This window comes from Pseudoduganella sp. GW821-FHT05F09 (assembly GCF_059419605.1).
Genome location: NZ_JBWKSD010000005.1, coordinates 597,191 through 616,682 on the forward strand (window position 1 = coordinate 597,191; position 19,492 = coordinate 616,682).

Annotated in this window: 16 protein-coding genes and 1 tRNA gene; 10 read left to right on the plus strand and 7 right to left on the minus strand. The window is 66.5% G+C overall.

Annotated elements, in window-relative coordinates:
* Positions 1–194 precede the first annotated feature (194 nt).
* The gene (gene wrbA / locus AC07S4_RS19625; RefSeq protein ID WP_494988234.1) at positions 195–794 is read left to right on the plus strand and encodes an NAD(P)H:quinone oxidoreductase; all 600 of its coding nucleotides are present in this window, start codon (positions 195–197) and stop codon (positions 792–794) included.
* Between the two features lie 17 nt (positions 795–811).
* Here wrbA and AC07S4_RS19630 read toward each other — a convergent pair whose 3' ends face one another.
* A complete protein-coding gene (locus AC07S4_RS19630; protein ID WP_494988235.1) occupies positions 812–1,243 on the minus strand; it encodes a DoxX family protein in 432 nt (143 codons plus the stop codon).
* Positions 1,244–1,260: 17 nt separating this feature from the next.
* The gene (locus AC07S4_RS19635; RefSeq protein WP_494988236.1) at positions 1,261–2,115 is read right to left on the minus strand and encodes a pirin family protein; all 855 of its coding nucleotides are present in this window, start codon (positions 2,113–2,115) and stop codon (positions 1,261–1,263) included.
* 106 nt (positions 2,116–2,221) lie between these two features.
* On the opposite strand from AC07S4_RS19635, the gene AC07S4_RS19640 reads away from it, so the two are divergent.
* Positions 2,222–3,124, plus strand: coding sequence for a LysR family transcriptional regulator (locus AC07S4_RS19640; RefSeq protein ID WP_494988237.1), 903 nt, complete (start codon positions 2,222–2,224; stop codon positions 3,122–3,124).
* Here AC07S4_RS19640 and AC07S4_RS19645 read toward each other — a convergent pair.
* A complete protein-coding gene (locus tag AC07S4_RS19645) occupies positions 3,121–4,056 on the minus strand; it encodes a LysR substrate-binding domain-containing protein (protein ID WP_494988238.1) in 936 nt (311 codons plus the stop codon). The two genes, AC07S4_RS19640 and AC07S4_RS19645, sit on opposite strands and share 4 nt — an antisense overlap.
* Before the next feature lie 161 nt (positions 4,057–4,217).
* Between AC07S4_RS19645 and AC07S4_RS19650 the strand changes: the two genes are divergently transcribed.
* The 3 genes from AC07S4_RS19650 to AC07S4_RS19660 all read left to right on the plus strand — a co-directional run bounded on the left by AC07S4_RS19650 (position 4,218) and on the right by AC07S4_RS19660 (position 7,452).
* Positions 4,218–6,368, plus strand: a complete 2,151-nt coding sequence (locus AC07S4_RS19650) for a M3 family metallopeptidase (protein ID WP_494988239.1) — start codon at positions 4,218–4,220, stop codon at positions 6,366–6,368.
* A gap of 96 nt (positions 6,369–6,464) precedes the next feature.
* The gene (locus AC07S4_RS19655; RefSeq protein ID WP_494988240.1) at positions 6,465–7,085 is read left to right on the plus strand and encodes a hypothetical protein; all 621 of its coding nucleotides are present in this window, start codon (positions 6,465–6,467) and stop codon (positions 7,083–7,085) included.
* A 58-nt stretch (positions 7,086–7,143) separates the two neighbouring features.
* Positions 7,144–7,452, plus strand: coding sequence for a DUF4404 family protein (locus AC07S4_RS19660; protein ID WP_494988241.1), 309 nt, complete (start codon positions 7,144–7,146; stop codon positions 7,450–7,452).
* Between the two features lie 104 nt (positions 7,453–7,556).
* Here the strand turns inward: AC07S4_RS19660 and AC07S4_RS19665 are convergent, their stop codons facing one another.
* Positions 7,557–8,069 (minus strand): DUF1269 domain-containing protein, encoded by a 513-nt coding sequence (locus AC07S4_RS19665; RefSeq protein WP_161070432.1) that lies wholly within the window; start codon positions 8,067–8,069, stop codon positions 7,557–7,559.
* A gap of 262 nt (positions 8,070–8,331) precedes the next feature.
* On the opposite strand from AC07S4_RS19665, the gene AC07S4_RS19670 reads away from it, so the two are divergent.
* The 5 genes from AC07S4_RS19670 (at position 8,332) to ahpF (ending at position 17,513) form a co-directional block, all read left to right on the plus strand.
* On the plus strand, positions 8,332–10,626 hold the full coding sequence (locus AC07S4_RS19670; protein ID WP_494988242.1) for a YgiQ family radical SAM protein: 2,295 nt from the start codon (positions 8,332–8,334) through the stop codon (positions 10,624–10,626).
* 182 nt (positions 10,627–10,808) lie between these two features.
* Positions 10,809–12,242 (plus strand): RCC1 domain-containing protein, encoded by a 1,434-nt coding sequence (locus AC07S4_RS19675; protein ID WP_494988243.1) that lies wholly within the window; start codon positions 10,809–10,811, stop codon positions 12,240–12,242.
* 40 nt (positions 12,243–12,282) lie between these two features.
* A complete protein-coding gene (locus tag AC07S4_RS19680; RefSeq protein ID WP_494988244.1) occupies positions 12,283–15,087 on the plus strand; it encodes an EAL domain-containing protein in 2,805 nt (934 codons plus the stop codon).
* Positions 15,088–15,288: 201 nt separating this feature from the next.
* Positions 15,289–15,852, plus strand: a complete 564-nt coding sequence (gene ahpC, locus AC07S4_RS19685) for an alkyl hydroperoxide reductase subunit C (protein WP_107869450.1) — start codon at positions 15,289–15,291, stop codon at positions 15,850–15,852.
* A gap of 74 nt (positions 15,853–15,926) precedes the next feature.
* Complete coding sequence (ahpF, locus tag AC07S4_RS19690) at positions 15,927–17,513, plus strand: alkyl hydroperoxide reductase subunit F (RefSeq protein ID WP_494988245.1); 1,587 nt, start codon at positions 15,927–15,929, stop codon at positions 17,511–17,513.
* Between the two features lie 15 nt (positions 17,514–17,528).
* Here ahpF and AC07S4_RS19695 read toward each other — a convergent pair whose 3' ends face one another.
* The 3 genes from AC07S4_RS19695 to AC07S4_RS19705 form a co-directional block, all read right to left on the minus strand.
* Positions 17,529–18,662 (minus strand): AI-2E family transporter, encoded by a 1,134-nt coding sequence (locus tag AC07S4_RS19695; protein ID WP_494988246.1) that lies wholly within the window; start codon positions 18,660–18,662, stop codon positions 17,529–17,531.
* The gene (locus tag AC07S4_RS19700; protein ID WP_494988247.1) at positions 18,662–19,141 is read right to left on the minus strand and encodes a cyclic nucleotide-binding domain-containing protein; all 480 of its coding nucleotides are present in this window, start codon (positions 19,139–19,141) and stop codon (positions 18,662–18,664) included. Before AC07S4_RS19700 ends, AC07S4_RS19695 begins: the two co-directional genes overlap by 1 nt.
* Before the next feature lie 165 nt (positions 19,142–19,306).
* Positions 19,307–19,383, minus strand: a tRNA-Asp gene (locus AC07S4_RS19705).
* Between the last annotated feature and the right edge of the window lie 109 nt (positions 19,384–19,492).

Consider the following 19,492-nt stretch of genomic DNA (forward strand, 5'->3'; position numbering starts at 1 on the left):
TGGACTGCTGTTTCTCCAGCAGGTGATGCCAGTATATTGAGCAAGGATGGCGTGATAAATCCGCCGTTTAATGCTCCACTGTTCCTGTGCCGGTGATAATCCGCCGCTTGTGCGCGCGTTTTCTTAAATAGCTTTATGCTAAGAACGCACGCTCGCTGGCGCGTGCCTGATTAGTCATTCACATGGAGAAAACTATGTCGAAGGTTCTGGTTTTGTATTACTCGTCTTACGGCCATATCGAGTCGATGGCCGAAGCAATGGCGGATGGTGCGCGGGCGGAGGGGGCGACGGTGGATCTCAAGCGGGTGCCGGAAACGGTGCCGCAGGAGGTGGCCGAGAAGTCGCATTTCAAGCTGCAGCAGGGCGCGCCGGTGGCGACGGTGGCCGAGCTGGCCAATTATGACGCCATCATCGTTGGCGCGCCGACGCGCTTCGGCCGCATGCCGTCGCAGATGGCGGCGTTCCTGGACCAGGCCGGCGGCTTGTGGGCCAGCGGGGCGCTGAACGGCAAGGTGGGCGGCGCGTTTACGTCCAGCGCCACGCAGCACGGCGGGCAGGAGGTGACGCTGTTTTCCATCATTACCAACTTGATGCACTTCGGCATGACCATCGTCGGGCTGCCCTATAGCTACCAGGCGCAGATGACGCTGGATGAGATCGTGGGCGGCAGCCCGTATGGGGCCACCACCATTGCCGGCGGCCAGGGACAGCGGCAGCCGAGCCAGCTGGAGCTGGACGGCGCGCGCTTTCAGGGGGGATTGATTGCGAAGACGGCTAACAAGCTGTTTGGGTGACGGCTGGTTTTGGCGGGTTACGCTTCGCTAGCCCGCCCTACCCGCCCTGCCTGCCCTGCGGCGGCTTTGGCGTCGAGGCTGTAGGCGCCGGCGCCGAAGGCGAACACTTGCAGCAGGCCGCCCGCCATGGCCAGGTTTTTCATCAGGTGGATCATCTGGTTCTGGTCGCCCACGGCGCTGTGGAAGATCAGGCCGGTTACGATCGAGAACGCGGCCAGGACCAGCGCGACGATGCGGGTTTTGTAGCCCAGGGCCAGCAGCACGCCGCCTCCCAGTTCCACCACGATGGCGGCGGCCAGTCCCGCGCCGGCCAGCGGCAGGCCCATGGCCTGGATGTAGCCTATGGTGGCGGCCGGCGCCATCAGCTTGCCGATACCGCTCATGACGAAAATGGCAGCCAGCAGGATGCGGCCGATGACGGGTACTGGGGAGGTGTTGTTGGTGTTCATGGCGATTCCTTTCAAAATTAAAGTAGACCTGCGGTGTGCAACTGATTGCCGATGCGGCTGATTTCGTTCTCGCCCTTGATCAGGGCCGCTGCGCTGGTGTGCACCGAGTACATGCCGGTCACCAGCGGATAGGGATGCTTGGCGGCCGAGCCGAGCACGAATTCGGTGTCGCCGCGCGCCGTGAACTGCAGCGCGCCGCCGCCTTCGTCGAACACCGCCACTTCGCTCTGCAGCAGCGCGTCGTCCACGGCCAGCGTGCCACTGCCCACCGCCGCCCAAGCCACGTCGTGTCCAGCCGGCGGGGTGTAGGTCCACTGTTCGCCGTCGCGCAGTTTCACGTGCAGATAGGTGATGGGCGCGCGCGGCTGGATCAGGCTGGCGACGCCTTCGTAGTTGCCGAGAATGACGCGCGCCGGTCCGCTGGACTGCACTTGCTCCGGCGCCAGATACTGGCTGTGCGCCGGGCCGTTCTCGTCCTGCTCGGGCAGGGCCAGCCACAGCTGGAAACCGGCCACGCCGGCGTCGCCGTGCGGGCTGCCGCCATGCCATACGCCGCCGCCGGCGTTCATGAATTCCACGCCGCCCGCGCTGAGCACGCCTTGCTGGCCGGTGGTTTCGCGGTATTCGACCGCGCCTTCCATCACCACGGTGACGGTGGCGATGCCCGAGTGCGGGTGCATGCCCATGCCCTTCATGCCGTGGCTGGCGCCCATGCGGAACAGGTCCAGGAACACGAAGGGTTTGATCAGCTCGCCCAGGTCGCCGGGACTGACGAGACGGGTGATGCCGCGATGGCCGCGCCCCTGGGTGCGCGCCACGATGCCGCGTCCGGTGGCCGGAGCCAGTTGCGCGGGCTGGATAGCCTGGTTCATCTGCGTTTCCTTTCGGTGTGTGTTCGGTATGGATGCCATATTAGGTCCGCATGACCCATCGCGGAAGCCTATATAATTCGATGGATACTATCTGTGGAGTAGATGGATGCTTGATGCCATGTCGCTGGACCAGCTGCGCACCTTTATCGCCGCCGCCGACGAGGGGAGTTTCTCGGCCGCAGGACGCAAGCTGCGCCGCGCGCAGTCGGTGGTCAGCACCACGCTGGCCAACCTGGAGCTGCAAGTGGGGTTCGCGCTGTTCGACCGCAGCGGCCGCTATCCCAAGCTGACCGAGCAGGGCAGTGCGCTGCTGGAGCAGGCGCGCTCCGCCGTGCTGGGCATGGACGCCTTCAAGGCCAAGGCGCGCACCCTGGCCGAGGGGCTGGAGCCGGAGCTGGCGGTGGCGGTGGACGTGATGTATCCCATCGCCACGCTGACGGCGGCGGTGCAGGCTTTCCACCGGCAATTCCCGGGCACGCCGCTGCGCTTGTTCGTGGAGGCGCTGGGCGCAGTGGTGCAGCCGCTGTTGTCGGGGCAGTGCCGCATTGCCGTGATCGGCTCCCTGCCGGAAGTGCCGCCCGGCTGCGCCTCCCAATACCTGCTCAGCGTGCCCGCCGTGACGGTGGCGGCGCCGCAGCATCCGCTGGCGGCCATCGAGGGCATGGTGCTGCGCGCAAGCGCCGCCGAACATGTCCAGCTGGTGCTGACGGACCGCTCGCCGCTGACCGAGGGCCGCAACTTCGGCGTGCTGGCGGCGCAGGCCTGGCGCCTGGCGGACATGGGCGCCAAGCACGCCTTCCTGAAAGCCGGCCTGGGCTGGGGCCATATGCCGCTGCACATGGTGCAGGACGACCTGGATGCCGGGCGGCTGGTGCGCCTGGAGCTGGAGGGCATTACCGGGCTGGGCGCGGGCTTTTCCATGCACGCCATCCATCTGCGCGACCACCCGCCGGGACCCGCCGGGCGCTGGTTCGTCGAGCGCCTCAAGCACGGCGCGGCGCAGGGCTAGCGCGGAGGGGAGGGCGGAGTCGCGTAGGGGCTGGCCGCGAACAGCTCCGCCATCCAGGCCACGAAGGCGCGCGTGCGCGCGCTCAGGTGGCGGTTGGCGGGATACACCACGTGGATGGGCACGGCCGGCGCGCTCCAGTCCTGCAGCAGCGGCTGCAGTTCGCCCGCAGCGATCCGGGCGCCGGTGATGAACAGCGGGCAATGCACCACGCCCAGTCCGGCCAGCGCGGCGGCCAGCATGGCGTTGGTGTCGTTCACGCTGAGGAAGTGCTGCCCGCTGATGGTCGCCGGGCTGGCCGCGTCGCTGGCGTGCGTCAGCACCACCGGCGACTGGCGGTTCGATCCGGCGTAGAAGTGGCGCACCAGCGTGTGGCCGCTGGCCAGGTCGGCCGGATGCTGCGGCACGCCGTGCTGCGCCAGGTAGTCCGGCGAGGCGCAGGTGGCCATGGCCAGGTCGCCGATGTGGCGCGCGATCAGCGAGGGATCGCTGATGGCGCCGGCCCGCACCACGCAGTCTATGCCTTCGCCCACCAGGTCGGCCGGGCGGTCGCTGGCGCCGATGTCGAGCTGCATCGCCGGGTAGCGCTGCTGGAAGCCGCGCAGGGCGGGGATCACCATCAGCGCGGCCAGCGCGGTGCTCATGTCCACCCGCAGCCGGCCGCGCGGCGCGTTGCGCGCGTGCGCCACGTCGGCCTCGGCCTCCTGCCATTCGTCGAGCAGGCGCGACATGCGCTGGAAATACGCCGCCCCGTCGGTCGTGGGCGACACCTTGCGCGTGGTCCGGTGCAGCAGTTTCACTTGCAGGTGCGCCTCCAGCGACTGCACCAGCTTGGTGACCGTGTTGCGCGGGAACTGCAGGGTGTCGGCCGCCTTGGCGAAACTGCCCGTTTCCACGACCCGCACAAACGCGCGCACTGCGGTGAAATAGTCCACTGTTGCCCTTTCGTTCAGTATGCGGGTGATTGTAGCGTGCGCTGCACCATGGATTGCGGGTGACGTTGTATAGACCGCCTGCTATTATCGTCGGCTTCCGTCCTGCAGCCGGTTTGCCACTGGCCGCAGGGCAGTCCTTGGCCCACTTCATGAAAGATGCTATGTCCCGTCCTCAGATGCTCGTCCTCGCAGCCAGCCTCGGCCTGGCGCTGACCCCGTTCGCCTGCGCCGCCGAAGCCGCCGCGCCCGCTGCCGCCGCCGTGGCCCAGGCCGGCAATCCTTTCTTCAAGCTCAGCCCGCTGCCCTTCCACTATCCGCAGTTCGACTTGATCAAGGACGAGCACTTCGTGCCGGCTTACACTGAAGGCATGGCGCAGCAGCTGAAGGAAATCGCGGCCATCGCGAACAATGCCAAGCCCGCCACTTTCGACAACACCGTGGTGGCCATGGAGCGCTCCGGCCAGCTGCTGACGCGCGTGTCCACCACCTTCAGCAATCTGCAGGGCGCCAACACCAACGCCCAGCTCGATGCGATCGACACCGAGATGTCGCCCAGGCTGGCCGCGCACAACGACGCCATCTACCTGAACACCAAGCTGTACGCGCGCGTGAAATCGCTGTACGAGCAGCGCGCCAAGCTGGGCCTGGACGCCGAATCCAGGCACCTGCTGGAACGCTACCACACCGACTTCGTGCGCGCCGGCGCCAGGCTGTCGGCCGCCGACAAGGAAAAACTGAAAGTGCTGAACGGCGAGCTGGCCACGCTGCAAACGGCCTTCCAGCAAAACGTGCTGAAGGAAATCAACGCCAGCGCGCTGGTGGTGGACAGCCGCGCCGAGCTGGCCGGCATGTCCGAAGCCGCCATCGACGCGGCCGCCGCGGCCGCCAAGGCGCGCGGCCTGGACGGCAAATTCGCCGTCGCGCTGACCAACACCACCGGCCAGGCGGCGCTGTCCGTGCTGACCAGCCCCGCCACCCGCAAGCGCATGATGGACTTGTCGCTGGCGCGCGGCAGCCACGGCGGCGATTTCGACAACCGCGCCAATGTGCTGAAGATCGCCAAGCTGCGCGCCGACAAGGCAGCGCTGCTGGGCTACCCGAACTACGCGGCCTATTCGCTGGAAGACCAGACCGCCAAGTCCACCAGCGCCGTCAACACCCTGCTGGCCGAGCTGGCCAAGCCGGCCGTGAGCAATGCGCGCAAGGAAGCGGCCGACTTGCAAGCGGTGGCCGACGCGGAAAAAGCCGGCCTGCAGATCGGCGCGGCCGACTGGTCCTACTACACCGACAAGGTGCGCGCCCAGCGCTTCAGCTTTGACGGCAACCAGCTCAAGCCTTACTTCGAGCTGAACAATGTGCTGGAGAAGGGCGTGTTCTTCGCGGCGGGCAAGCTGTACGGCCTGTCCTTCAAGGAGCGCAAGGATCTGCCGGTCTACCATCCGGACGTCAAGGTGTACGACGTGTTCGATGCCGACGGCAAGCAGCTGGCCATCTTCCTGGCCGACATGTACGCGCGGCCCTCGAAGCAGGGCGGCGCCTGGATGAATGAATACGTGTCGCAGTCCGCGCTGATGGGCACCAAGTCGGTGGTGGCCAACCACCTGAACATCCCCAAGCCGCCGGCCGGCGAGCCCACCCTGCTGACGGTGGACGAGGTGAAGACCGCCTTCCATGAATTCGGCCACGCGCTGCACGGCATGTTCTCCAATGTGAAGTACCCGCGCTTCTCCGGCACCAGCGTGCCGCGCGACTTCGTGGAATACCCGTCGCAAGTGAACGAAATGTGGATGGTGCAGCCTGAAGTGCTGGCCAACTACGCGCGCCACTACAAGACCGGCGAGGCGATGCCCAAGGAGCTGCTGGAAAAAGTGGCGGCATCGAAGAAATTCAACCAGGGTTTCGCCACCACCGAATACCTGGCCTCGTCGCTGGTGGACCAGCGCTGGCACCAGCTGAGCGCCGCGCAGATGCCGGCCGACGTGCTGGCCTTCGAAGCGGCCGCGCTGAAGGACGCCGGCGTCGACTATGCGCCGGTGCCGCCGCGCTACCGCACCACCTATTTCTCGCACACCTTCTCGGGCGGCTACGCGGCCGGCTACTACGCCTATCTGTGGAGCGAAAAGCTGGATGCGGACACGGTGGAATGGTTCAAGGAAAACGGCGGCCTGCAGCGCAAGAACGGCGACTGGTTCCGCAAGACCCTGCTGTCGCGCGGCGGCACGGCGGACGCGCTGGAACTGTTCCGCAACTTCCGCGGCCGCGACGCCCGCATCGAGCCGCTGCTGGAGCGCCGCGGCCTGGCCGGCAAGTAACAATTTAGCAACGCCGTAGCAACAAGCCGGTCCCAGCCCTGCGCAGCGCCATGCTGCGCAGGGTTATCATGTCGCTGTGAGCATTACTCGGAGAGCATGATGAAGCAATTGCTGGATAAGCTGGCGCAAGCCATGACGCAACTGGACAGCCTGGGCCAGGAGGAATTCGTGGCCCTGGTGGGCGAGGCGCTGGAGGACTACCCCGACCTGGGCTGGGAACTGGGGCCGGACCCGTTCGACGGCAAGCTGCTGCGCCTGAGCCTGGCGGTGCGCAATGCGCCCGAATTCCGCGAGCGCGCCGCCGCGTCCGGCGCCCTGCCGCTGCGGGGCGAGGGCTGGCTGATCGACATCGGCGTGCCGCCGCGCAATGCCCCGATCTACCTCGAAGCGCAGGCCGGCGACGAGGTGCTGGCCATCGACGGTGAACTGCTGGGCTGGCAACTGCGCGCCATCGACGGCATGGCCGACCTGGTGGTGGGCGTGCCGCCCGGCCCGCTGCGCCAGCTGGGCCAGGCCGAGCTGGAGGAACTGGCCGAGATCTTCGCCATGGGCGAGCTGGGCGAACTCAATATGATGGACCACGTCAATTCGGTCAGCGTCGAGCAGATCGACGGCCTGTCGCGCGACTGGCCCTCGCTGGGCACGCTGCGCGCCGCCTTCGCCGACGCTTTTCCGTCCTGCGCTCACGCCGAATGGCTGCGTGGATCCCGGTCATAGCTGGCCGGGTCAATTGGGTGTATAAATCCACTAGGACCACAACTTAAGGGACGGGACCATGGACAGCAATCTGAAGGCATCGTTGAAGACTCTGCACTCCGAACTGGCCAGCGCGCCGGGGCCGGTGGACGAGGAGCTGCTGGATTTGCTGACGCAGCTGGACGGCGATATCAAGCAATTGCTGGAGCGCCGCGTGGCGCAGCAGGGGCGCGGGCTGCAGGGCGGCCCGGGCGGCGCGGAGGACACCACCACCTACGGCCTGGCCGAACGCACCCAGGAAATTTCCGCCAAATTCGCCGTCAAGCATCCCACGCTGGAGCCGGCGCTGCGCGAACTGGGGCGCATCCTGGGCAATATGGGCATATAAAAAGCGGACGGCGCCGTCGCGCCGCCCGCCTTGCTGCTGCACATTACTGCAATTGGTACCCGGGGCCGCCGGCCTTGCTGGGACCGGCTCCCGGGCAGCCAGCGTTACGGAAACGCCAGCATGGGCGGTTCAATACCGCCAAAGCTGATTTCGGGATGCCGCTTGGCGATCATCTCCTCCACTTCGAGCACGCGCCGGGGCGGCACGTCCACGATCATCAATACCTGTCCGCGCTCGATGGCGGGCGCGAACTGCTCCAGTTTCTTGTTCGGCACGGCCGCCGCGTTCATGCCGGAGGCCCAGCCGCCGAATATCGCGCCGCCCAGCGCCACCAGCAGGATGGCGGCGGTGCGCAGCGTGATGCCGTCGGGCGGGAACACGGTCAGGAACACCGCCGCCGCCAGGCCGACGATGCCGCCGATCACCATGCCCAGCTGGGCCCCGTGCACCAGGTCCGTGCGCTGCAGGAAGCTGCAGTCGGGCATGTCGTCCGGCAGCGTACCCTCCTTGGCCATGAACTTCATGTGGCGTTCTTCGATACGGGCCAGCAGCATTTCATCGAGCATGGCGCGGGCGCTGGGGATGTCCGGTAGCACAAAATAGAGGCGGCGTCGCATGGTGATCTCCTAGGTGTGTTCTTCTCGTTATAGCAAAATTGACAGCAAAGGCAATGCATTGCCCTTAATTTTTTGTCTGGGTGTCACGCTTGCCCATGATTCACAAGTTATTGAAAATTAAAAGAATTTCCAATTGATTGTGCCTATCGCTTGAGCAGGCGGGGCGCATTTCCGGTACAATCCTGTCCCTATGACCCCTACCAATTTATTTGCGGCCGTTCCCAAGCGGTCTGCCCGCGCTGCCAGCGCGCCTTTCCTGCCCATGTCCCGCGCCGAAATGGACGCCCTGGGATGGGAGCAGTGCGACGTCATCCTCGTCACCGGCGACGCCTATATCGACCATCCGAGCTTCGGCATGGCCCTGGTCGGCCGCCTGCTCGAAGCGCAGGGCTACAAGGTCGGCATCATCAGCCAGCCGGACTGGCTGTCGGTGGACCCGTTCCGGGCGCTGGGCAAGCCGCGCCTGTACTTCGGCATCACGGCCGGCAATATGGACTCCATGGTCAACCGCTACACGGCCGACCGCAAGCCGCGCTCGGACGACGCCTACACCCCGGACGGCGCGCCCAACAAGCGCCCCGACCGCGCCGTCACCGTGTACGCCCAGCGCGCGCGCGAAGCCTATCCCGGCACGCCGGTGGTGATCGGCTCGATCGAAGCGTCGCTGCGCCGCATCGCCCACTACGACTACTGGTCGGACAAGGTGCGCAAGTCGGTGCTGACCGAATCCAAGGCCGACCTGCTGATCTTCGGCAATGCCGAGCGCGCGCTGGTCGACATGACGCGCCGCATGGACGCCGGCGAAAACATCAAGGACATCAAGGACCTGCGCGGCACCGCCTTCATGGTGCCGCTGGGCTGGATGCCGGGCGAGGACTGGGGCGTGCACAATTCCACCCGCGTGGACGTGCCGGGCCGCATCGACCCGCATCCGGACCCGTATGCGATGGCCAAGGAAGACAAGAAGGAGTGCGCCACCGAGAACGCGGCGCCGGAACCGACCGTCAAGCCTATCCGCATCATGACGCGCGAAGAGCGCATGGCCATGGCCAAGGAAAAGCACAACCGCACCGTGGTGCGCCTGCCGAGCTACGACGTGGTCAAGGACGACCCGGTGATGTATGCGCACGCCTCGCGCGTGTTCCACCTGGAATCGAATCCCGGCAATGCGCGCGCGCTGGTGCAGCAGCACGGCGACCGCGACGTGTGGATGAACCCGCCGCCGCTGCCGCTGGCCATGGACGAGATGGACAACGTCTACGACATGGAATACACGCGTTCCCCGCACCCGAGCTATGGCAACGCCAATATCCCGGCCTGGGAAATGATACGCTTCTCGGTCAACATCATGCGCGGCTGCTTCGGCGGCTGCACCTTCTGCTCGATCACCGAGCATGAAGGCCGCATCATCCAGAGCCGTTCCGAGCCGTCCATCCTGCGCGAGATCGAGCACATCCGCGACAAGACCAAGGGCTTCACCGGCATCATCTCCGACCTGGGCGGCCCGACCGCCAATATGTACCGCCTGACCTGCAAGGACAAGGCGATCGAGGAGAGCTGCCGCCGCCTGTCCTGCGTGTATCCGTCGATCTGCGTCAACCTGAACACCAACCACAACAAGCTGACCCAGCTGTACCGCAAGGCGCGCGAGATCAAGGGCGTCAAGAAGATCCTGATCCAGTCCGGCCTGCGCTACGACCTGGCCGTGCGTTCGCCCGAGTACGTCAAGGAGCTGGTGACCCACCACGTGGGCGGCCTGCTGAAGATCGCGCCCGAGCACACCGAAAGCGGCGTGCTGAGCAAGATGATGAAGCCCGGCATCGGCGCCTACGACGAGTTCAAGGCCATGTTCGAGAAGTACTCGATCGAGGCCGGCAAGAAGCAGTACCTGATTCCTTACTTCATCGCCGCCCACCCGGGCACGACGGACGAGGACATGCTGAACCTGGCGCTGTGGCTGAAGAAGAACAACTTCCGCCTGGACCAGGTGCAGACCTTCATGCCGACCCCGATGGCCATGGCCAGCGCCATGTACCACTCGCGCAAGAACCCGCTGCACAAGGTGACCGAGGATTCGGAAGTGGTGGAAACCCCGCGCAACCAGAAGCAGCGCACCGCGCACAAGGCCTTCCTGCGTTACTACGATCCGAAGAACTGGCCCATCCTGCGCGACGCGCTGCGGCGCATGGGACGCGGCGACCTGATCGGCAACGGCGAGAAGCACCTGATTCCGTTCTGGCAGGCCGGCGAGGAGAACTTCAAGGCCGCGCCGGAAGGCAAGCGCGCCATGCCGATGGCGGCGCCGGGCGCCAAGACGGCGGCCAAGCCGCGCGCCGGCCTGCCGGGCACGCGCAGCGGCCGCGAAGCGATGGGCGTGGTGGGCCGCGGCGGCCGCGCCAATGCGCTGACCGGTTCGCTGACCGCGCGTGAAAGCACGGAGACCAAGGTGCGTCCGTCCATCCTGGACACCATCAAGGTGAAGGCCAAGCCGGCCGCGGCGCCGGCGGCGCCGGCCAAGGGCGGCCGTCCCGCCGCCCCGCCGCGCGGCCGCAAGTAAGTTAGCAAGTAAGCCAGCTCCCCCAACAACACCGCCCCTGCCAGGGGCGGTGTTGTTTTATCCCCTCATTTTCTCCAATAGCATGGATAATTCTGCCCAGCTCCCCTGATCGAGGCGCGCGGGATGCGGCTACACTGGCGGCAGACTCGCGCCCCTGCATTCGCGACACTGACTGGAAGAAAATGAAAAACACCCTCAGCTTGAAAACCCTGCTCCTGGCGCCCGTGCTGGCGCTGCTGGCCGCCTGCGGCGGCGGCGGCGGTGGCGACAGCACCCCGACCACCCCCACCACGCCTACCACGCCCACGCTGGTGTCGCTGGCGGTCACGCCGGCCACCCTCACGCTGGCGATAGGCGCAAGCCAGCAAATGGTGGCCACCGGCACCTACTCGGACGGCAAGAGCGCCGCCGTGGCCACCGGCGTCACCTGGACCGTCAAGGGCCCAGCCCTGAGCGTGGTGGCGGGCAGCGGCCTGGTCACCGCCAAGGACGTCGGCGCCGACACCGTGACGGCCACCGTCGGCGCGGTCACCGGTAGCGTCAACGTGACGGTGAAGGGCCAGTGGGCCGCCGCCGTGGCGGGCGGCAAGCACAACGTGGTGCGCCACCAGGACGGCAATCTGTACGCCTGGGGCGCCAATCTGCAAGGCCAGCTGGGCGACAACACCACCATAGGCCGCAGCAAGCCCGTGGTGGTGGCCGGCGCCAACACCACCTGGAAGCAGATCGCGGCGGGTGAATTCCACACGCTGGCGCTGCGCGCCGACGGTTCGCTGTGGGCCTGGGGCTTCAACCAGAACGGCCAGCTGGGCGACGGCACCTCGGTCGACAAGCTGGTGCCGACCAAGATCGGCACCGGCAAGTGGCTGTACGTGGCGGCCGGCAAGGCGCACAGCCTGGGCATCGACGACAAGGGCGCGCTGTGGGCCTGGGGCCGCAACTTCAACGGCCAGCTGGGCGACGGCACCGTGCTGCCGCGCCTGGCGCCGGTGAAGATCGGCACCGATACCTGGACCGCCGTGGCGGCGGGCGACATCCATTCCCTGGGCCGCCGCAGCGACGGCTCGCTGATGGCCTGGGGCGGCAATATTACCGGCCAGCTCGGCAACGGCTCGGCCAGCGCCACCGCCGTCACCGCGCCGGTCAAGATCGGCACCCAGAGCTGGGCCAGCGTGTCGGCCGGCGGCGGCCATTCGGCCGCGATCCGCACCGACGGCACCCTGTGGACCTGGGGCGACAACGCCGCCGGCCAGCTGGGCCTGAGCACCACCACCAACTCTTCCGTGCCGGTGCAGGTGCTGCTGGCGGGCACCGCCAACAACTGGTCCGTGGTATCGGCCGGCCTGAAGCACACCGTGGCCATCCGCACCGACGGCACGCTGTGGGCCTGGGGCGCCAACAGCAACGGCCAGGTCGGCAACAACACCCTGGTGGACCAGACCGCGCCGGTGCAGATCGGCACCTCCACCGGCTGGACCTCGGTCTCGGCCGGCACCGCCCACAGCATGGGCATGCTGCTCGACAATACCCTGTGGACCTGGGGCCTGAACGCCGACGGCCAGCTGGGCAACGGCCAGACCACCGACCAGCGTGTGCCCGTGCTGGTTGTGCAGTAGGGACGGCGCCAGCCGCCGTCCCGCCCCGACCGGACCCGCCTTGCCGCGCCGCCTGACCGCACTCCCTGGCCTGCTGGCCCGCCTGGCGGCGCTCTGCGCCTGCTGCGTGCTGCCCGCGCCGGCGCTGGCGCAGGAGAGTGTGGTGCTGCAGCTCAAGCACAGCCACCAGTTCCAGTTCGCCGGTTATTACGCGGCGCTGGAGCAGGGCTATTACCGCGAAGCGGGGCTGGACGTGCAGATCCGCGAAGGCGCGGGCGGCCGCGAGCCCGAGCGCCGGGTGCTGGCCGGGCAGGCCGACTATGGCGTGGGCGACAGCAGCCTGCTGCTGGCGCGCTTGGCCGGCAAGCCGGTGGTGGTGCTGGGCGTGGTGTTCCAGCATTCGCCGTATGCGCTGGCGATGGCGCAAAGCGCGGCCGCGCCGGACGTGCACCGGGTGGCCGGCAAGCGCGTGATGATAGGCTCGCTGTCCGACGACCTGAACCAGGCGGACGAGCTGATGGCCTATCTGCGCAAGGAGGGCATCGCGCCGTCCAGCCTGCGGCGCGTTGAGCACAGCTACAACCCGGACGACCTGATCTCGGGCAAGGTCGACGCCATGGCGGTCTACGCCACCAACGAGCCGGACCTGCTGGACCGGGCCGGCTTCCCCTACGACCTGTACAGCCCGCGCAACGCCGGCATCGACTTCTACGGCGACAACCTGTTCACCAGCGAGCGCGAACTCAAAGCCCATCCCGAGCGGGTCAAGGCCTTCCGCGCCGCCAGCATGCGCGGCTGGCAGTACGCCATGAGCCACCAGGAGGAAACCGCCGACCTCATCCTGAACAAGTATTCGCGCCGCAACGATCGCCGCCACCTGCTGTACGAGGCGCGCGCCATGGTGGCGCTGGTGCAGCCGGTGCTGGTGGAAGTGGGCTATATGAACCCGGACCGCTGGCAGCATATCGCCGACGTGTACACCGAGCTGGGCCTGATCGAGCGCGGCGCCGGCTTCGACGGCTTTCTGTACCAGGCCGACGGCGGCCGCGCGCTGGCCTGGCTGTACCGCGCGCTGGCCGGCGGCGGCGTGCTGCTGCTGCTGGGGGCGGGCGTGCACATGGCGCTGCTGGCGCGCGAGCGCGGCCGCGCCCAGCAAGCCATCCGCGAAGGCGAGGCGCGCTTCCGCACCATGTTCGAGGCGGCGCCCATGGGCATTGCGCTGATCGACACCGCCAGCGGCCGGTTCCGCGACATCAATCCGCGCTACCTGGAAATCGCCGGCCGTTCGCTGGAGCAGATGAAGGCCAGCAGCTGGCGCGACATCAGCCATCCGGACGACGTGCCGGCCGAGCAGGAGCAGGTGGCGCAGCTGGCGGCGCGCCGCATCGCCGGCTTCAAGCTGGCCAAGCGCCTGCTGCGGCCGGACGGCTCGGTGGTGTGGGTGGAGGCCTCCATCACCGCGCTCGAGGCCGGCAGTTCCGGCGGCGCCGGCGGCCAGCCGCACCACCTGTGCATGATAGAGGACATCACCGACAAGAAGCAGACCGAGGCGCTGGTGTGGCAGCAGGCCAATTTCGACACCCTGACCCAGCTGCCGAACCGGCGCATGTTCCAGAACCGGCTGGAGCAGGCCATCGTCAAGTGCCGGCGCGACGGCAGCCGCATCGCCATCCTGTTCATCGACCTGGACCACTTCAAGGAAGTCAACGACACGCTGGGCCACCACCAGGGCGACGTGCTGCTGGTGGACGCGGCGCACCGCATCGGCGCCTGCGTGCGCGAGTGCGACACGGTGGCGCGCCTGGGCGGCGACGAATTCACCGTGATCCTCAGCGAGCTGGCCGCCGCCGACCTGGGCCGCGTGGAAACCATCGCCCAGACCATACTCGACAGCCTGCGCGCGCCCTTCCCGCTGGGCGGCGAGCAGGCCTTCGTGTCGGCCAGCATAGGCATCACCCTGTACCCGGACGACGCCGCCTCCATCGAGGACCTGCTCAAGCACGCCGACCAGGCCATGTACGCGGCCAAGGGCGCGGGCCGCAACCGCTTCAGCTACTTCACGCCGGCGCTGCAGGTGGCGGCGCTGAACCGCATGCGCCTGACCAACGACCTGCGCGGCGCCGTCAAGGGCCAGCAGCTGGAGCTGTACTTCCAGCCCATCGTGCACCTGAAAACCGGCCGCATCCACAAGGCCGAGGCGCTGCTGCGCTGGCGCCACCCGGCGCGCGGCCTGGTCAGTCCGCTGGAATTCATTCCGCTGGCCGAGGCCAGCGGGCTCATCATCGAGATCGGCGGCTGGGTGTTCCGCGAATCGGTGCACTGGCTGCAGCGCTGGCGCAGCGAGGTGCACCCGGAGTTCCAGCTCAGCGTGAACCAGTCGCCGCTGGAGTTCCAGCGCGAGGGCGGCTACGACAGCTGGCTGGCGCTGCTGGGCGAGCTGGGCCTGCCGGGCCAGGCGGTGGTGATCGAGATCACCGAAGGCCTGCTGCTCGACGCCAGCAGCAGCGTCACCGACCAGCTGCTGCAGCTGCGCGACGGCGGCATCCAGGTGGCGCTGGACGACTTCGGCACCGGCTACTCCTCGCTGTCCTACCTGAAGAAATTCGACATCGACTACCTGAAGATAGACCGCAGCTTCACCCGCAACCTGGCGCCGGACTCGAGCGACATGGCGCTGTCGGACGCCATCATCGTCATGGCCCACAAGCTGGGCCTGCGCGTCATCGCCGAAGGCGTGGAAACCCCCGAGCAGCGCGCCCTGCTGGCCGCCGCCGGCTGCGATTACGGTCAGGGCTACCTGTTCGCCCGCCCCCTCCCCGCCGCCGAATTCGACGCGCTGCTGCGCGCCCAGTCCGTAGCCGCCTGAGTTTGCGTTATCTCAGGGCGCCGATACGCAACCCTGCCGAAGCGACAACGCATCTTCCCCGGAACGGGGATAATGATGGTCTGGTCATCGCATTGCGATAGCCAAAGTCAATTGGAATAATTGGAACAATCAATTTTTCAAATGACGACGCAGGCCTTAAACTGGCATCTCACTGATACACAACCTCACGAGGAAACCACAATGTCTCTGATCAATACCCAAGTAAAACCATTCAAGGCAACCGCTTACCACGCTGGCAAGTTCATTGACCTGAGCGAAGAGTCTCTGAAAGGCAAGTGGTCCGTCTTCATGTTCTACCCAGCCGACTTCACCTTCGTGTGCCCAACCGAACTGGAAGACCTGGCTGACTTCCAGCCTGAATTCGCCAAACTGGGCGTGGACGTGTACGGCATTTCGACCGACACCCACTTCGCCCATAAAGCATGGCACGACACTTCGGACGCGATCAAGAAAGTGAACTACCCGCTGATCGGCGACCCAACCGGCACCCTGTCGCGCAACTTCGAAGTCATGATCGAAGAAGAAGGCCTGGCACTGCGCGGTACCTTCGTCATCAATCCGGAAGGCCAGATCAAAGTAATGGAAGTGCACGACAACGGCATCGGCCGCGACGCTTCCGAACTGCTGCGCAAGGTCAAAGCCGCTAAATACGTGGCCGAGCACCCAGGCCAGGTTTGCCCAGCCAAGTGGACCGAAGGCGCTGCCACCCTGACCCCGTCGCTGGACCTGGTCGGCAAGATCTAAGCTTCAAGCAATAAGTTGAGTAGTAAGGCGCCGGCGCATTTGCCCGGCGCCCAACCGAAAAAAAGGAAAACACCATGTTGGACGCAGCCCTCAAAACCCAGTTGAAAACCTATTTGGAAAAGGTCGTGCAGCCGATTGAGATCGTTGCGACGCTGGATGATTCCGCCAAAGCCCGCGAAATGCAGGCCCTGCTCGCCGACATCGTCGTGCTGAGCGACAAGATCACCCTGGTCGAAAAGACCGACGGCGACGTGCGCAAGCCTTCGTTCGCCATTACCCGCCCCGGGACCGATATCGCCGTGACCTTCGCCGGCATCCCGATGGGCCATGAATTCACTTCGCTGGTGCTGGCGCTGCTGCAAGTGGGCGGCCACACCATCAAGTTCGACGACGCCGTGATCGAACAGATCCGCAACCTCGAAGGCGATTTCCATTTCGAGACCTTCATCTCGCTGACCTGCCACAACTGCCCCGAGGTAGTGCAGGCGCTGAACGCGATGTCGGTCATCAACCCGCGCATCAAGGTCACCACCATCGACGGCGGCGTGTTCCCGAAAGAAGTCGAGGAACGCCAGATCATGGCCGTGCCCATGATGTTCCTGAACGGCGAACACTTCGGCCAGGGCCGCACCAGCGTGGAAGAGATCCTCGCCAAGCTGGACACCAACGCCGGCGCCCGCCAGGCTGAAGAACTGAGCAAGAAAGACGTGTTCGACGTGCTCATCGTCGGCGGCGGCCCGGCCGGCGCGGCAGCGGCCATCTACGCCGCCCGCAAAGGCATCAAGACCGGCGTGGTGTCGGAGCGCTTCGGCGGCCAGGTGCTGGACACGCTGGCGATCGAGAACTTCATCTCGGTCACCGAAACCGACGGCCCGAAATTCGCCGTGGCGCTGGAGCAGCACGTGAAAGCCTACGACGTGGACATCATGAACACCCAGCGCGCCGCCCAGCTGACCGCAGGCAAGCTGGTGGAAGTGACGACCGCCAGCGGCGCTGTACTCAAGAGCAAAACCGTGATCCTGGCCACCGGCGCCCGCTGGCGCGAAATCAACGTGCCGGGCGAGAAGGAATACCGCAACCACGGCGTGGCTTACTGCCCGCACTGCGACGGTCCGCTGTTCAAGGGCAAGCGCGTGGCGGTGATCGGCGGCGGCAACTCCGGCGTGGAAGCGGCGATCGACCTGGCAGGCCTGGTCAAGCACGTCACGCTGATCGAGTTCGGCGCGGAACTGCGCGCCGACGCGGTGCTGCAGCGCAAGCTGCGCAGCCTGGCCAACGTCACCGTGATCGTGTCGGCGCAGACCACCGAGATCCATGGCGACGGCAAGATCGTCAACGGCCTGAGCTACAAGGACCGCGTCAGCGGCGCCGACAAGCGCGTGGACCTGGAAGGCGTGTTCGTGCAGATCGGCCTGGTGCCGAACACCGAGTGGCTGAAAGGCACGGTCAGCCTGTCCAAGCACGGCGAGATCGAAGTCGATGCGCGCGGCCAGACCTCCATCCCCGGCGTGTTTGCCGCCGGCGACGTGACCACGGTGCCGTACAAGCAGATCATCATCGCCACCGGCGAAGGCGCGAAGGCGGCACTGTCGGCATTCGACCACCTGATCCGCTCGGGCGACGAGGAAGAAGTGGCTGCACCGGTCGCGGTGGCAGCCTAAGACGGAAGGCCGGCGTCAGACCACCAGGTCTGCGCTGGCCTGTTTTTCCCGCAGCGCCTTGGCGTTGCGGTGGCGTGCGCGCAGGCGCGGGTTGGTCACCAGCCGGCCCACCGTTTCGCCCACCACCATCACCACGCCCAGCAGCGGCAGCACCAGCATCAGTCCCGCGACCCCGGCCACCGAGCCGCCGATAAAAATCATCAGCACCGTAATCAAGGGATGGATGTGCAGGCTGCGCCCCAGGGTCAGCGGCATGAACACGAAATCGTCCAGCAGGCGCACCAGGATGAACACGCCGATGGCGCTGTAGGCCACCAGCGGATCGCCCGGCGCGTCGGTGGACGCCACCATCACCACCATGCAGCAGCCGACGATAGAGCCCACATACGGCACCCAGGCCAGCATGGCCGCAATCAGCCCCAGCAGCACCGGCGAGGACACGCCGATAGACCACAGGCCGAAGGCCAGCACCGCCGTGTCCAGCACGGTGAGCTTGAGCATGCCCTGGAAGTAGCGGTGCGCGGTCTGGTCCACCTCGTGCAGCAGGCACAGCGTGCGTTCGAAAAAGGCGTTGGGCACGGCGCGCGCCAGGAATTTCTTGAACAGGTGGCCGTCGCGCAGGAAGAAGAAGGTGAGGAAGGGCGCCAGCAGCAGGGCCGGCAGCCAGCCCGCCACCGACACCACGATGGCGGTCAGGTGGCGCTGCATGAAGTCTTCGCTGTAGGCGGCGAACTGGGCGTTCACGGCCTGGCTCAGGTGCATGTCGCGCAGGATGGGGAAGCGCTCTTCGAGCGAAGCGAGCAACCCGCGCACGAAGCCCAGGCCGCCGTTCAGATAGCGCGCCAGCAGGTCCTGCCAGGGTTCGGACGGTCCCGCCATCCACAGGTTGAGCAGCAGCGCGCCCAGCGCCACGGCGACCAGGAAGCTGCTGCCCACCAGCAGCGCGGCCAGGCTCTGGCCCATGCCCAGGCGCAGCAGGCGCTGCATGGGCGGCATCAGCAGGTAGTACAGGATAATGGCCAGCAGGAAGGGAATGGCCAGCCACAGCGTATGCTGCAGCATCAGCAGCAGGGCGCAGGTGGCGGCGATAATGCCGCTCCACACCACCGGGCCGGAGGCTTGCTGCGGGCTGCCGGCGTAGGCCTGCATCACAGCGCCTCGACCTGCGGCTTGCCCGCCATCCATTCACGCAGCCGGTGCGCAATATGGCGCGCCAGCGCGAGCGAGATCTTGTAGCCCACCACGGCGTCGGTTTCCATCAGGCCCATGAAGTCGGCGCGGAAGAACACCGCCAGCTCGCAGTTGTCGAGCGCGCGGGCCTGGGCGTTGCGGGGCGAATTGTCGAGCAGGGCCAGGTCGCCGAAGAAGGAGCCGGGCGCGATCTCGGCCACCACTTCCACGCCGCTGTCGTGCGCGCGCGTGATCAGCACGCGGCCGGCCGTCACCAGGTACAGCGCCTGGCCTTCCTCGCCCTCGTCGAAGATGATCTCGTCGGCCAGGTAGCGCCGCTCGTGCAGCATATCGTCCACGATCTTGAGCTCCAGCGGCGTGAGCGTGGCGAACAGCGCCGACTGTTTCAGCCGGTGCAGGCGCGGGGACATGGTGGGGGTTTTGAGGAAGCCGAACATCGGGCAGTGCTCCGTGGGGCATACATTGCAAAGCAACATTGTCGCCCGGTTTCGCCGCCGGCGGCTGACAGAGTGCTGCCGCTTGTTGTTAAGGAAACACATCGCGCAGCCGGACGGGCGCGGAAATAGAAAAAGGCCTGACGAATCAGGCCTTTTTCAGGATGCTGGCGGAGCGGACGGGACTCGAACCCGCGACCCCCGGCGTGACAGGCCGGTATTCTAACCAACTGAACTACCGCTCCGTTGCTTACGCAACTGGCTTTTGCATGTCCGACGATGGTGGGCGCTGAGAGGCTCGAACTCCCGACCTAAGCCTTGTAAGGGCTCCGCTCTACCAACTGAGCTAAGCGC

Bases quoted from the DNA above. Each gene is read 5' to 3' on its own strand.
- AC07S4_RS19675 (WP_494988243.1), top strand. From the start codon at position 10,809: ATGAAAAACACCCTCAGCTTGAAAACCCTGCTCCTGGCGCCCGTGCTG.
- AC07S4_RS19640 (WP_494988237.1), top strand. From the start codon at position 2,222: ATGCTTGATGCCATGTCGCTGGACCAGCTGCGCACCTTTATCGCCGCC.
- AC07S4_RS19630 (WP_494988235.1), bottom strand. From the start codon at position 1,243: ATGAACACCAACAACACCTCCCCAGTACCCGTCATCGGCCGCATCCTG.
- AC07S4_RS19655 (WP_494988240.1), top strand. From the start codon at position 6,465: ATGATGAAGCAATTGCTGGATAAGCTGGCGCAAGCCATGACGCAACTG.
- AC07S4_RS19670 (WP_494988242.1), top strand. From the start codon at position 8,332: ATGTCCCGCGCCGAAATGGACGCCCTGGGATGGGAGCAGTGCGACGTC.
- AC07S4_RS19700 (WP_494988247.1), bottom strand. From the start codon at position 19,141: ATGTTCGGCTTCCTCAAAACCCCCACCATGTCCCCGCGCCTGCACCGG.
- wrbA (WP_494988234.1), top strand. From the start codon at position 195: ATGTCGAAGGTTCTGGTTTTGTATTACTCGTCTTACGGCCATATCGAG.
- ahpF (WP_494988245.1), top strand. From the start codon at position 15,927: ATGTTGGACGCAGCCCTCAAAACCCAGTTGAAAACCTATTTGGAAAAG.
- ahpC (WP_107869450.1), top strand. From the start codon at position 15,289: ATGTCTCTGATCAATACCCAAGTAAAACCATTCAAGGCAACCGCTTAC.
- AC07S4_RS19665 (WP_161070432.1), bottom strand. From the start codon at position 8,069: ATGCGACGCCGCCTCTATTTTGTGCTACCGGACATCCCCAGCGCCCGC.
- AC07S4_RS19695 (WP_494988246.1), bottom strand. From the start codon at position 18,662: ATGCAGGCCTACGCCGGCAGCCCGCAGCAAGCCTCCGGCCCGGTGGTG.
- AC07S4_RS19650 (WP_494988239.1), top strand. From the start codon at position 4,218: ATGTCCCGTCCTCAGATGCTCGTCCTCGCAGCCAGCCTCGGCCTGGCG.
- AC07S4_RS19660 (WP_494988241.1), top strand. From the start codon at position 7,144: ATGGACAGCAATCTGAAGGCATCGTTGAAGACTCTGCACTCCGAACTG.
- AC07S4_RS19635 (WP_494988236.1), bottom strand. From the start codon at position 2,115: ATGAACCAGGCTATCCAGCCCGCGCAACTGGCTCCGGCCACCGGACGC.